The 12,618-nt window shown below is 44.6% G+C and carries 11 protein-coding genes, 1 pseudogene and 3 riboswitches; of the genes and pseudogenes, 8 read left to right on the plus strand and 4 right to left on the minus strand.

Going from position 1 to position 12,618, the window contains the following annotated elements; genetic code table 11:
- Window positions 1–56 precede the first annotated feature (56 nt).
- A complete protein-coding gene (locus tag M1D98_RS18785; protein WP_268538564.1) occupies window positions 57–950 on the minus strand; it encodes a PucR family transcriptional regulator in 894 nt (297 codons plus the stop codon).
- A gap of 182 nt (window positions 951–1,132) precedes the next feature.
- Between M1D98_RS18785 and M1D98_RS18790 the strand changes: the two genes are divergently transcribed.
- A complete protein-coding gene (locus M1D98_RS18790) occupies window positions 1,133–2,590 on the plus strand; it encodes an aldehyde dehydrogenase family protein (protein ID WP_456279849.1) in 1,458 nt (485 codons plus the stop codon).
- 39 nt (window positions 2,591–2,629) lie between these two features.
- On the opposite strand, the gene M1D98_RS18795 is transcribed toward M1D98_RS18790, so the two are convergent.
- Window positions 2,630–3,466 (minus strand): YitT family protein, encoded by an 837-nt coding sequence (locus M1D98_RS18795; RefSeq protein ID WP_121643613.1) that lies wholly within the window; start codon window positions 3,464–3,466, stop codon window positions 2,630–2,632.
- Window positions 3,467–3,537: 71 nt separating this feature from the next.
- Window positions 3,538–3,640, minus strand: a riboswitch (guanidine-I (ykkC/yxkD leader).
- A 385-nt stretch (window positions 3,641–4,025) separates the two neighbouring features.
- Between M1D98_RS18795 and M1D98_RS18800 the strand changes: the two genes are divergently transcribed.
- Window positions 4,026–4,568: a DUF4352 domain-containing protein gene (locus M1D98_RS18800; protein ID WP_268527278.1), complete on the plus strand. Its 543-nt coding sequence runs from the start codon at window positions 4,026–4,028 to the stop codon at window positions 4,566–4,568.
- 74 nt (window positions 4,569–4,642) lie between these two features.
- On the opposite strand, the gene galE is transcribed toward M1D98_RS18800, so the two are convergent.
- Window positions 4,643–5,662, minus strand: coding sequence for a UDP-glucose 4-epimerase GalE (gene galE / locus M1D98_RS18805; RefSeq protein WP_268522622.1), 1,020 nt, complete (start codon window positions 5,660–5,662; stop codon window positions 4,643–4,645).
- A 114-nt stretch (window positions 5,663–5,776) separates the two neighbouring features.
- A complete protein-coding gene (locus tag M1D98_RS18810) occupies window positions 5,777–6,283 on the minus strand; it encodes a YbhB/YbcL family Raf kinase inhibitor-like protein (RefSeq protein WP_121643616.1) in 507 nt (168 codons plus the stop codon).
- A 131-nt stretch (window positions 6,284–6,414) separates the two neighbouring features.
- Here M1D98_RS18810 and M1D98_RS18815 point away from each other — a divergent pair, with 131 nt between their 5' ends.
- The 6 genes and pseudogenes from M1D98_RS18815 to M1D98_RS18840 all read left to right on the plus strand — a co-directional run bounded on the left by M1D98_RS18815 (window position 6,415) and on the right by M1D98_RS18840 (window position 12,580).
- A complete protein-coding gene (locus M1D98_RS18815) occupies window positions 6,415–7,293 on the plus strand; it encodes a LysR family transcriptional regulator (protein ID WP_456279850.1) in 879 nt (292 codons plus the stop codon).
- A 203-nt stretch (window positions 7,294–7,496) separates the two neighbouring features.
- Entirely contained in the window at window positions 7,497–8,729 is a 1,233-nt protein-coding gene (pepT, locus tag M1D98_RS18820) for a peptidase T (RefSeq protein ID WP_456279851.1), read from the plus strand.
- Window positions 8,730–8,838: 109 nt separating this feature from the next.
- Entirely contained in the window at window positions 8,839–8,964 is a 126-nt protein-coding gene (locus M1D98_RS18825) for a hypothetical protein (RefSeq protein WP_052245596.1), read from the plus strand.
- 303 nt (window positions 8,965–9,267) lie between these two features.
- Window positions 9,268–9,521: pseudogene (locus tag M1D98_RS18830) on the plus strand (hypothetical protein).
- A gap of 345 nt (window positions 9,522–9,866) precedes the next feature.
- A riboswitch (SAM riboswitch) is annotated at window positions 9,867–9,973 on the plus strand.
- An 84-nt stretch (window positions 9,974–10,057) separates the two neighbouring features.
- Window positions 10,058–11,191, plus strand: coding sequence for a 5-methyltetrahydropteroyltriglutamate--homocysteine S-methyltransferase (locus tag M1D98_RS18835; RefSeq protein WP_039075283.1), 1,134 nt, complete (start codon window positions 10,058–10,060; stop codon window positions 11,189–11,191).
- Between the two features lie 68 nt (window positions 11,192–11,259).
- A riboswitch (SAM riboswitch) is annotated at window positions 11,260–11,366 on the plus strand.
- A gap of 77 nt (window positions 11,367–11,443) precedes the next feature.
- Window positions 11,444–12,580, plus strand: coding sequence for a 5-methyltetrahydropteroyltriglutamate--homocysteine S-methyltransferase (locus M1D98_RS18840; protein WP_456279852.1), 1,137 nt, complete (start codon window positions 11,444–11,446; stop codon window positions 12,578–12,580).
- The last annotated feature ends 38 nt before the right edge of the window (window positions 12,581–12,618 follow it).

Genomic DNA, 12,618 nt, shown 5'->3' on the forward strand with positions numbered 1-12,618 from the left:
GTTGAAATGGGCAGGGTTCATAAAATCAGCAGCCATTTTTCGTGCAGATTTCCAATTTATTCTGAACCTTCGCTCTGCAGGCAGATAAAATAAGCGACTAGCGCGCCTTTATATGTTTTAATGTCTATCCCCGACCGCTCAATAAATCTATCAATTCTATATTGCAGGCTGTTGCGGTGCAGATGCAGCTGTTTCGCCGTTAACGTCACATTTGAGTTGTTTTCAATATAGAGCTTGATGGTCTTTCTCAGCTCAGGCTCATTTTCAAATAAAAGCTCAGCTTCTTCTGAGAGCTGCGTTTTCAGCTTTTCTTTTTCTGTTCCCAATAATAAAATGGGGAAAATGACCTCAAAGGTCATACTCTGCATCTGAGGCAGCCGTTTTTCAGCAAAGAGAAAATACGTCTGTTCGCGGGTGTAATGTGTACGAAGGCTTTCATCCGTTTCATAAAATCTCCCAGCGTAAAAACGGACACTGAAGTAGAAATCACTCTCAAGAACCTTAGCAAGCGATTCTAGTTCATCCTTCCCCGCCGCCGCTTCGCTTTCCTGCTCGACAATCACGCCTCTGTCCTCATGCATCCACACAATCACAAAAGGCACCGGCCAAAAATGGCGAACCGCTTCCGCAAATGACGTCCGCTCTATTTTGCCGATCAAATGAAAATGAACAAATCTCGTCCGCTTCTTGATATTCGCCGGCACTTCCCCTCTCGAAAAAAGAAACTGGAACCACTTGTTTTCTTCCGGCGACTTCAAAGACATTTGATTGATCTCATCCGCAGGCGTCAAAAATGACTGAAGCAGCAATATCTCTTTTTCGCTGATTTCTGTTTTCGGAATGGAAATATATCTCTGGCTGTTCTCATCAAAAAAACATAAATAGCCTTCCTGTACGCAAAGCTCCTCAGACACAATTGAACCGGGATAAATAGCCAGCAGCGATTTCATATGGTCTCCTCTCTTATGTAAGGATCTGTATATCCAGTATAAGGCGAAACACACAGGTTCTCCAATAAAAAAGCGTATATCCGGCACAGGAAGGAGAAACTGAAAGGGAAAGCCGATTCGTTTACATATCGGTCTCAACGGAAATAGAAGAGTAATGCAGGACCAAAGGAGGATGATCATCAATGGACTTAGAAGCGTTAAACAAAAGTTTTATCAATGGAAAATGGACAGAAGGAGAAAGCGGACGTACGGAGGATATCTTGAATCCATACGACCAGTCTGTGATTACAACAGCATCTCTGGCAACAAGCAAGCAGCTGGAGGATGCGTTTGACATTGCACAGCGGGCGCAAAAAGAGTGGGCCAAGAGCACAACGGAAGACCGAAAAGCAGTCCTGCAAAAAGCACGCGGCTATTTACAGGAAAATCGTGATGACATCATCATGATGATCTCCCGCGAAACGGGCGGAACCATTATTAAAGCCACAATCGAGCTTGAACAAACCATTGCAATTATAGATGAAGCCATCACGTATACCGGTGAATTAGGCGGCATCAAAGAGGTTCCATCTGATATTGAAGGAAAAATCAATAAGATTTACCGCCTTCCGCTCGGCGTGATTTCATCGATTTCTCCATTTAATTTTCCGATGAATTTATCAATGAGAACAATTGCTCCCGCAATCGCGCTAGGAAACAGCATTGTTCACAAGCCTGATATTCAAACCGCTCTTTCCGGCGGAACGATCATTGCGAAAGCGTTCGAACACGCCGGTCTTCCTGCGGGTATCCTTAATGTCATGTTGACGGACTTAAAAGAAATCGGTGACGGCATGCTGACAAATCCAATCCCTAGATTAATCAGTTTTACGGGATCAACCGCGGTCGGACGCCACATCGGTGAAATCGCCGGGCGCGACTTCAAGCGAATGGCTCTTGAGCTCGGCGGCAACAACCCATTTGCCGTCCTTTCAGACGCGGATGTCGATCGTGCTGTAGACGCAGCGATTTTCGGGAAGTTTATTCACCAAGGACAAATCTGTATGATTATCAACAGGATCATCGTTCACCAAGATGTGTATGATGAGTTTGTTGAAAAATTCACCGCCCGTGTCAAACAGCTCCCGTACGGCGATCAAACCGATCCGAAAACCGTAGTCGGCCCGCTGATCAACGAGGGCCAAATCGAGAAAGCGCTGGAAATCATTGAGCAGGCAAAAGCAGACGGCATCGAGCTTGCGGTTGAAGGCAAACGCGTCGGAAACGTACTCACACCGTATGTTTTCGTCGGCGCTGACAACAACAGCAAAATCGCCCAAACCGAGCTGTTCGCCCCGATCGCCACCATTATCAAAGCCTCCAGCGATCAGGAAGCGATTGATATGGCAAATGATACTGAATACGGGCTCAGCTCGGCGGTCTTCACTTCTGATTTAGAAAAAGGTGAAACATTCGCCCTGCAAATTGACAGCGGCATGACCCATGTCAACGATCAGTCTGTCAATGATTCGCCGAACATCGCCTTTGGCGGAAACAAAGCAAGCGGTGTCGGCCGCTTCGGAAACCCTTGGGTGGTCGAGGAGTTTACCGTGACAAAATGGATTTCGATACAGAAGCAATACCGCAAGTATCCATTCTAAACGAACAAATCCCTCTGCTTCCGCGCAGAGGGATTTTCTTTATTTCGATATATCAACAAACCCTTCGCCAAACACATCACGTACGTCATGAACGATCACAAACGCTTTTTTGTCGCAGCTTCTGATGATTTTCTTCAGCATGGACAGCTCCTGTTTGTTAATGACGATATACAAAATCTCTTTTGACTGGCCCGTATAGCTCCCCTTCCCTGATAAAATCGTCACGCCCCGATCCATCAAGGTATTTACTTGCTCTGAAATCTCACTCTTATGTTCCGAAATGACCGTAATCGCTTTTTTCGTATTCAAGCCTTCAATAATGAAGTCCATCACTTTCGTACCGATGTACAGCATCACGATCGTAAACATCATTTTTTCCGCACCAATAATAAAATAAGAGCTGAATACCACAATTAAATCAAAGAACAAGAGCGCATAGCTGATATTCCAGTCTAAATATTTATTTGCGATTCTCGCCAGAATCGCAGAACCGGCTGTCGTCCCGCCGACACGAATGATCATGCCAATACCGATTCCCGCAAATACACCCGCGAAAATCGTATTGATGATCAATTCATCAGACGGCGTGCTCCACCCGTGTGTCAGATGGAGGAATAGCGAATTCGCCGCTACGGCAATGATGGTATAGACAGTGGTTTTACCGTCCAGAAACTTGTAGCCGATTAAAAGCAGAAACGCATTTAAGATAAAGTTCGTTATCCCAGGAGACCATTCAAATACATAATACAAGATCAGCGTAATCCCTGTGACCCCGCCTTCCCCAAGGTCATTGGGAATCGCAAACAAATTCACCGCAAGCGCGAAGAAAAAAGCGCCAATCACAAGCATAAGCACATCCAGTATTCTTTTTTTCATCACGAAAACACTCCTTCTCCAGATAGTATCAACAAAAAAACCCAGGAGTACGCTCTCGCAAAAAGAGCAGAAACTCCTGGGCTTTTATCCCACCGTGTCACAACAGCAAGGCTGTTATGTGTTTTCTCTCGGTCACAGTCCAATATGCATTGCGGAACCCTAGAAAACCATTGTTTTTATCATATCTTCTTTACTTTCCAATATTAGCATTATAAGGGACGGTGTGAATTGGTTCAAGGGGTATTTGCGGAGATTTTCTTTGATGAAGGTGTGAAAAAGCATTTTCTATTAATAAATAATAGATATGTCCGATAAGAAAAAAAGCATATATTTTACAAGTAAAAATAGCTATAAAATGAGAATTTATATAATAAATTCATAATTTTATATTGACTTAGTGAAATATTATAGGCATTATAGTACATATATTTTGTACATTTAATACATAGGAGGAAATATAATGGCAGGAAAACTAGTTCCCTGTAAAGCTTGCGGACAAGAAATTGCAAAGGGTGTAAAAAAATGTCCTAACTGCGGTAAGGATCAACGTAACTTTTTTATGCGACATAAAATCATTACGTTTATTCTCGCAGTTGTAGTCATCATTATTATTGGTAATGTTGTTGGCGGCGGAGGCGATTCAGAAGCCACTTCCAAAACATCTAGCAGCAGCAAAGCCAAAACTGAAAAAACATACAATATCGGCGATGCTGTAAAAACTGAAAAAACTGAAGTGACAGTTACGAAAGTAGAGGACAGAGATACTGTCGGAACTCAATACATTGAAAAGAAAGCATCTGATGGAGGTACGATTGTAGCTGTTCAATATACGATCAAAAACGTATCTAAAAAGCCGATAAGCTCTTTTTCAATTCCAACTGTTAAATTAGTAGATGCCGATGGCACTTCTTATGATTCTGATATTGATGCTTCTTCGACCTATGCAACAGAGACAAAAGTTAATAACTCTAAAATTTTGAGTGATTTAAACCCTAATATTAAAGTAACAGGTGTGAAAGCATTTGAAGTTGACAAGGAAGCTTACGCAAAAGGAACTTGGAAACTCAAATTCAGCAATGATGTCATTGTGAAAATCAAATAATAGCTGACAAGGGCGCCTTAGCTGGCGCCCTTTTTCTCTAAAAAGGCCTTCTCAAAAGAGAAGGCCTTCCATTCTTATTCCGCACTCTTATACCCATTCACATTAGAAGACTGCCATCTCCAGGAATCGGCGCACATTTCCTCAAGGCCGCGTTTTGCTTCCCAGCCCAGTTCCCGCTTGGCTTTTGCAGGATCTGCGAAGCAGGTCGCAATGTCTCCAGGGCGGCGGTCCGCAAAACGGTACGGAACCTCTTTTCCTGACACTTTTTCAAAGGCTTTGACCATTTCTAGCACGCTGTAGCCTGTGCCTGTTCCGAGGTTGTACGCTTCGGCTCCTGTGGTGTTCAATACTTTTTCCAGCGCTTTGACATGGCCTTCTGCGAGGTCAACGACATGAATATAATCGCGTACGCCTGTCCCGTCTTTTGTCGGATAGTCATTTCCGAATACGCTTAATTGCTCCAGCTTGCCTACCGCTACCTGCGCCACATATGGCATGAGGTTATTCGGAATGCCGTTCGGGTCTTCACCGATCCGTCCGCTTGGATGCGCGCCGAACGGATTAAAGTAACGAAGAAGCGCAACGCTCCACTCATTGTCGGCTTTATATAGATCACGCAAAATTTGTTCCAGCATCAGCTTTGTCTGTCCATAAGGATTGGTCGCGCCTAATGGAAAGTCCTCCGTAATCGGCGATGTTTCCGGAATGCCGTAGACTGTCGCGGACGAACTGAACACGATTTTTTTAACACCGTATTTCTCCATGACCTCACATAACATAAACGTTCCTGTGAGATTATTATGATAATATTTGAGCGGAATCGCAACAGACTCACCGACCGCTTTTAACCCCGCAAAGTGAATCACAGCTTCAATCTCGTTTTCCGCAAAGACTGTTTCTACCGCTTCCCGGTCCAATAGATCCGCTTCATAGAACGTTACATCTTTTCCTGTAATCTCCTTGACGCGGTTCAGCGCCTCAGCCGAACTATTCGACAGATTATCTAGAACGACAATCTCATAGCCGCTATTTAATAATTCAACACATGTGTGGCTTCCGATGTAGCCAGCGCCGCCTGTAACAAGTATTGCCATGATGTATAACCTCCTAAAGAGAATGTATTGTTTACTATTATAAAGTTTTCAGAAGCTTTCCACATCCATTTTCAAGAAGTTTAATCGTTTATTAATCATTTGTTCATATTCTTCTTACACCCTTGCCAGTATTTCAATAGAGGTCTCAGCGAGAATGTGCCCCTTCATTTCCTGATAGAGATGATTCATATAAAAGCCCTGCTGAAGATTCAGCTCTGTGTCTAAAGCATAGACCGTCAGCGTGTAAGCATGATCCTTGTCAGGCGGTGTCGGCCCGCAATACTGATGAATCACCTTTGGATTGCAGCTTCCCGCAAGCGGTGAAGCAAAGCTGTTTTGCCCTTGTATCATCAAGTCCTGTCTTTCCTCGCTCGCATGCTCAGGAAGCTCTGCGATGCGCGCCGGAATGTTTGCCGCTGTCCAGTGAATCCAGCTGAATCCGCATACGGGAATGGCGTCATGATCAATGAAAGTAAGCGCGAGCGTCTTTGCGCCGGGCGGGACGTCCTCAAAACGAATCGGAAAGGATACAAATGGATTCCCTTCTCTTTTATATTTTTCATCAGTGTATTTTGAAAACTTGTCATGTAAATACGGATTTGCTTCTACGTATATGTTCATATATGAATCCCTCTCTCTATTTTCTCATTCTATAGGTATACTAAACGAATGGATGTATAATCAGTGAAAAGCAAATGCGTATGTTCACTTAACAATTTGTTATTGATTACTTGCAGTGAAGGAGATAAGTTATGGATTTAAAATGGCTGCAAACCTTTATCGTCGCAGCGGAATCAGAGAACTTCAGAGAAACGGCTGAGCGTCTTTACCTCACCCAGCCGGCTGTTTCTCAACATATACGAAAATTAGAAAATGAACTGGACATGCGGCTGTTTTTGCATCCCGGGAGACGCGTCGTCCTGACTGACGAAGGCAGGCTGTTTCTGCCTTATGCCAAAGAAATGATCCATGTATACCAAGCGGGAAAGCAAAAAGTCAGCCAATGGAAGCAAGGATACAGCCGTTCACTTACACTGGCCGTCCATCCCTACATTGCGTCCTATATCTTGCCTCGTTTTCTCCCGGCTTATATCCAAAAACACCCGCATGTTGAACTTTCAACTCATGTGGCTGGATCTGATGAGATCAAAAAAGCGGTGGAACAAAATGAAGCTGATATTGGTTTGTCGCGGAAAGATCCGAACGCAAACACGCTCTATTATCAGCACATATGCGAAGGCACGCTGTGTTTGGCGGCTCCTTTCCAGGAAAACACGACTGCTGATGCTGCTTCTGTCTTCAGCCATTTTCGGCTTCTCACGCATGATCACCCTGCATATGAGGATGCTTTTTTATACAACATCCGTTCACATTACCCTCACCTTCAAACGATGGCTGCCGGGCAGATTGATACGGCTGTCCATATGATAAAAGCGGGAATGGGGGCATCATTCCTCCCCACCTACATCATCAAGCGGGAAGAGGCAGAAAAAAAGCTGATGGCTGTCAGCACGCCCCCGCAACTTAAATTGCCGGCGTCCCAGACGTTTATGATGTGGAAAAGAAACAACGAGGACATTCAGCACTTTCACGCCATGTTACATGACTTTATGCAGCGCGAACAAGTATAGCATCTGAAAAATCAATCTGCCGGTTGACGTTTTCTTGTCCGATATTCGCTATGCTTCATGCAGAAAGGATTTGATGACATGGCGATGAGCCCCTATATTCCAAGACCGGACACAGGCAGTCGTGTTTGCCATTCGTAACGGTATTGTGCAATAGAAATGTCTCGTCCCGCCATGATAAGATAAGACAAAGGAGATGATTGGAAATGAAAGAAGAAATCATGAAACGGTTTACTACATACGTAAAAGTCGATACGCAGTCTGATGAATCGGTCGACACCTGCCCTTCCACACCCGGCCAATTGACGTTAGGAAATATGCTTGTTGATGAATTGAAATCAATCGGCATGCAAGACGTAACCATTGATGAAAACGGCTATGTCATGGCGACTCTTCCCTCCAATACAAATAAAGACGTGCCGACAATCGGCTTTCTCGCCCACGTTGACACCGCCACAGACTTTACTGGCAAAAATGTCAATCCGCAAATCGTTGAAAGCTATGATGGAAAAGACATCGTTCTGAACGAAAAGCTGCAGGTCATCCTGTCACCTAATCAATACCCAGAGCTAACTGGCTATAAAGGCCACACACTCATCACCACAGACGGCACAACCCTGCTCGGCGCGGACAATAAAGCCGGGGTTGCCGAAATCATGACAGCCATGGATTACCTCATCAAACACCCTGAAATCAAACACGGCACCATCAGAGTCGCCTTTACGCCGGATGAAGAAATCGGAAGAGGGCCGCACAAATTTGATGTGAAACGATTCAATGCGTCCTTCGCCTATACAGTTGACGGCGGCCCGCTTGGCGAGCTTGAATACGAAAGCTTCAATGCCGCTGCCGCAAAAATCACAGTCAAAGGCAACAACGTACATCCCGGCACCGCAAAAGGAAAAATGGTCAACTCCGCGAAAATTGCGATGAAGCTCAACAGCCTGCTGCCGGCAGACGAAGCGCCTGAGTATACAGACGGCTATGAAGGATTCTACCACCTGCTCTCCATTCAAGGAGATGTAGAGGAAACAAAGCTGCACTACATTATCAGAGACTTTGACAAAGAGAACTTCCAAAGCAGAAAACAAACGATGAAGCGTGTCGCTGAGGAACTGCAAAGCGAATACGGGCAAGACCGAATTCAGCTTGATATGAATGATCAATACTACAACATGAGAGAGAAAATCGAACCTGTCATCGAAATCGTCAACGTTGCAAAGCAAGCGATGGAAAACCTCGGCATCGAACCAAAAATTTCTCCTATCCGCGGCGGAACGGACGGTTCCCAGCTGTCCTATATGGGACTCCCGACACCAAACATCTTTACTGGCGGAGAAAACTTCCACGGCAAATTCGAATACATTTCAGCCGATAACATGGTCAAAGCCGTCAACGTCATCATTGAGATTGCAAAGCTGTTTGAAGAACAGGCATAATGCCTAATGCCAAAGCCAGTCCAAAAAAGGACTGGTTTTTTACGTGAAAATGAAACATTTCTCATGCGTCCTCCGTAAAACAAGTATCAACGGTTGAGGAGGAGAAACAATGACAAAACATGCAATCGCTGCAAAAAGTCTATTAAAAAAATGGTTCATGACCCGTCCGCCTATCATACAAAAGAAATCAAGCGCATTTCAAAAAATCAGAAAAATGTTCAAACGCTTCTTCTAATCAGTCATCCCATTCCCCAAAACCACTATCTGCGTTTCCTCGTCCCACCCAAATGCTCCGTGATTTGGGTTTTTTGTGTTCAATTGCGCAAAATAGGGTATACATCAAACAAGCACGAAAAGACCATCCAAAAACAGGTAATTGGAATCACATAAATTTAGGTTAAAAGTAATATAAAGGAATTTATTTTTCTGTCGATAGTAACGATAGAACCAATCATCAACAAGAGAAATCACCATGATATAAGACTATTTTCAGGCTATCAGGTTAGACTGTTTTAGAGGGGCAGCTATGTAACATTGGATTTATTTTGAATTTTTTGAATACTTTTTGGCCATTTATCCGTACAATAGAGAATACCAAAACTTTTTTGGGAGGTATGTAACATGATCCTAGTTGTTATCATCGCATTATGCGGCTATCTTCTTTTTTCTTTCAGCAAAGACAATCGCCGCAAACCGCAAAAGACAAGCCCTCAGCCAGCAGCCGCACCTCATCAAAACAACCTAATCGACCTTGACGCCATCCGCCATAAACGCCGAATGCATCTTTCCTAAAACGATATTCAAACAAAAAGGCTGCTGAATCACGCAGCTTTTTTCTTTTCCATTTTCACTATAAGAACAACCAGCAGTATTTCTGATCGCCTCCTATTCGCAATCACTTAGCAATGATCCATTTATCTATGAGTCAACATGTAGAGGTATGATTCTCAGCTGAAGGATAGGATTCCTATCATTTGCAGATTGCAAACGGGGTGGATGTGCTGAATTACACGCCCATTGCTAACTGCTAATATCGTATGATGTAGCGACAAATCCGAAAGTATTTTCTGATAAAGTGTTGACAATTAATCCAAAAGTATTAATATTAAGATAATTGAAATGTAAATATGACGTTTTACCTTATCAAGAGAGGTGGAGGGACTGGCCCTATGATACCCGGCAACCGCTGTTTTAAACAGAATGGTGCTAAATCCTTAAGAACATTGCGTTCTTGCAGATGAGGCGGAGATTTGATTATTCAAGCTCTTCCTTACTCAAAGGAAGAGCTTTTTTCATGCTTACCATATATCAGAAAAGAGGCGAATCACATGGCTCAACAAACAAATGTTGCAGGACAAAAAACAGAAAAACAACGCAAAGCTCCTTTCCGCGCCGATCATGTCGGCAGTTTACTGCGCTCCGCTCCGGTGAAAGAAGCCCGGTTAAAAAAAGCGGCCGGCGAGATCACGGCGGAACAGCTTCGTGAGATCGAAAACAAGGAAATCAGCCGCATTGTGGAAAAACAAAAAGAAATCGGGCTCGATGTGGTAACAGACGGTGAATTCCGCCGTTCCTGGTGGCATTATGATTTTCTCGAAGGGCTTGACGGTGTGGAGCCGTTCATCCCGGCTGAAGGGATTCAATTCCATAATGTAAAAACAAAAGCACGCAGCATCAAAGTGACGGGAAAACTCGATTTTACGAACCATCCAGCGCTTGCCGATTATCAATTTTTACATAAGATTGCCGGCGATGCGACACCAAAGCTGACGATTCCGAGCCCGAATATGCTGTTTTTCGGTGAAAAGGCCGATAAAGGAATTTATGACGACCAAGAGGAATACTTTCATGATCTGGCCCAAGCGTACAAAAAAGCAATCAACGCCTTCTATGACGCTGGATGCCGCTACCTTCAGCTAGATGACACGTCATGGTCTCTCTTCTTTGAGGAAAAAGGCAGAGAGGTCGTTCGTGCCCTCGGCGGCGATCCTGAGACATTGCCTGCCTTGTTCGCCAAAACGATTAACGATGCAGTGGCAGACCGGCCTGATGATTTAACAATCACAATGCACATTTGCCGCGGCAACTTCAAGTCGACTTGGGCGGCATCAGGAGGCTATGACGCTGTAGCGGAAACGATTTTGGACGGCTTACACTTAGACGGCCTGTTCTTGGAATATGATGATGACCGCTCAGGAAATTTTGATCCGCTCCGTTTCGTGAAACGCAAGGATCTGCAAATTGTGCTCGGCTTGATTACATCAAAATACGGCGAGTTGGAAAATCCCGAGGATGTGAAGCGCCGAATCAATGAAGCGGCGCGCTTTGTCAGCTTGGACCAGCTGTGCCTCAGCCCGCAGTGCGGTTTCGCCTCTACGGAAGAAGGCAATCTGTTGACAGAAGAGCAGCAATGGGCAAAGCTGCGCCACGTCATCGACATCGCCAACGATGTGTGGAGATAATCTATCATTGACAGAAACAGAAAATGTGTGAATAATAGATATCATCAGAAAATTTCATAAAAAGGTTTTCCTTATCAAGAGAGGTGGAGGGACTGGCCCTGCGATACCCGGCAACCGCTGTTTAACAGAATGGTGCTAAATCCTTTAGAGCAATGATTGCTCTTAAAGATAAGGTTGAGATTGTCACACAAGCTCTTCCTTATCCCAAGGAAGAGCTTTTTTATATTCGAATGGAAAGAAGGAATGGACAACATGCCACAACAAACAACACACACAGAACAAAATTCACTCCAAAGAAAAAAGCCGCCGTTTCGCGCGGATCAAGTTGGAAGCCTGCTGAGGTCTGAGCCCGTTAAAAAAGCGCGTCTGCAAAAAGCGGCTGGCGAGATTACAGCTGAGCAGCTCCGCCAAATTGAAAACGATGAAATCATCCGCATTGTGGAAAAACAGAAGGAAACCGGCCTGAACATCGTGACAGACGGTGAATTCCGCAGGGCGTGGTGGCATTTCGATTTCTTGGAAAATCTGGATGGGGTTGAGCCGTTTATTCCTGAGCAAGGCATTCAATTCCATAACGTACAGACAAAAGCACGCGGCATTAAAGTCACAGGTGATATCGACTTTTCAACTCACCCAATGCTTGAAGATTACTCTTTCCTCCATAGCATTGCCGGTGATGCGACACCAAAAATGACGATCCCAAGCCCAAATATGCTGTTTTTCCGCGGAAAGCTTGAAAAGGACGCATACAAAAACGACTATCAGCTTTTCCAGCACGATGTATCCAAAGCATATAAAAAAGCCATTCAAGCGTTTTATGACAGAGGCTGCCGCTACCTGCAGCTTGATGATACAGCATGGGCTGTTTTCTTATCTGAAAAAGGCTTAAAACAAATTGAAGCCTTCGGAACAACGCCTGACGAGCTTCGCCAGCTGTTTGCAAAATCCATTAACGACGCGATTGCGGACCGCCCGGATGACCTGACGGTGACAATGCACATTTGCCGCGGCAACTTCCAGTCCACTTGGACAGCTGAAGGCGGTTATGACGCAGCAGCTGAAACCATTTTTGACGGTTTGAATCTTGACGGCCTGTTCTTGGAATACGATGATTCACGTTCAGGAGGCTTTGAACCGCTCCGTTATGTGAAGCGCTCCGATCTTCAGCTTGTCCTTGGCTTAGTCACCTCTAAATTCGGTGAGCTTGAACATCCGGACGATGTGAAACGCCGTATCGAAGAAGCGTCCCGCTATGTGAACTTAGACCAGCTGTGTCTCAGCCCTCAATGCGGATTCGCTTCCACTGAAGAAGGCAACAAGCTGACTGAAGAACAGCAATGGGCGAAGCTGCGCCATGTGGTTGAAATCGCGAACGATGTTTGGAAATAAGCAAAGAAAAACACACTTGATTCCCTGGCGGAGCAAGT

The organism is Bacillus sp. K7 (assembly GCF_053903245.1).

Bases quoted from the DNA above. Each gene is read 5' to 3' on its own strand.
- M1D98_RS18785 (WP_268538564.1), bottom strand. From the start codon at position 950: ATGAAATCGCTGCTGGCTATTTATCCCGGTTCAATTGTGTCTGAGGAG.
- M1D98_RS18790 (WP_456279849.1), top strand. From the start codon at position 1,133: ATGGACTTAGAAGCGTTAAACAAAAGTTTTATCAATGGAAAATGGACA.
- M1D98_RS18795 (WP_121643613.1), bottom strand. From the start codon at position 3,466: ATGAAAAAAAGAATACTGGATGTGCTTATGCTTGTGATTGGCGCTTTT.
- M1D98_RS18800 (WP_268527278.1), top strand. From the start codon at position 4,026: ATGCGACATAAAATCATTACGTTTATTCTCGCAGTTGTAGTCATCATT.
- galE (WP_268522622.1), bottom strand. From the start codon at position 5,662: ATGGCAATACTTGTTACAGGCGGCGCTGGCTACATCGGAAGCCACACA.
- M1D98_RS18810 (WP_121643616.1), bottom strand. From the start codon at position 6,283: ATGAACATATACGTAGAAGCAAATCCGTATTTACATGACAAGTTTTCA.
- M1D98_RS18815 (WP_456279850.1), top strand. From the start codon at position 6,415: ATGGATTTAAAATGGCTGCAAACCTTTATCGTCGCAGCGGAATCAGAG.
- pepT (WP_456279851.1), top strand. From the start codon at position 7,497: ATGAAAGAAGAAATCATGAAACGGTTTACTACATACGTAAAAGTCGAT.
- M1D98_RS18825 (WP_052245596.1), top strand. From the start codon at position 8,839: ATGACAAAACATGCAATCGCTGCAAAAAGTCTATTAAAAAAATGGTTC.
- M1D98_RS18835 (WP_039075283.1), top strand. From the start codon at position 10,058: ATGGCTCAACAAACAAATGTTGCAGGACAAAAAACAGAAAAACAACGC.
- M1D98_RS18840 (WP_456279852.1), top strand. From the start codon at position 11,444: ATGCCACAACAAACAACACACACAGAACAAAATTCACTCCAAAGAAAA.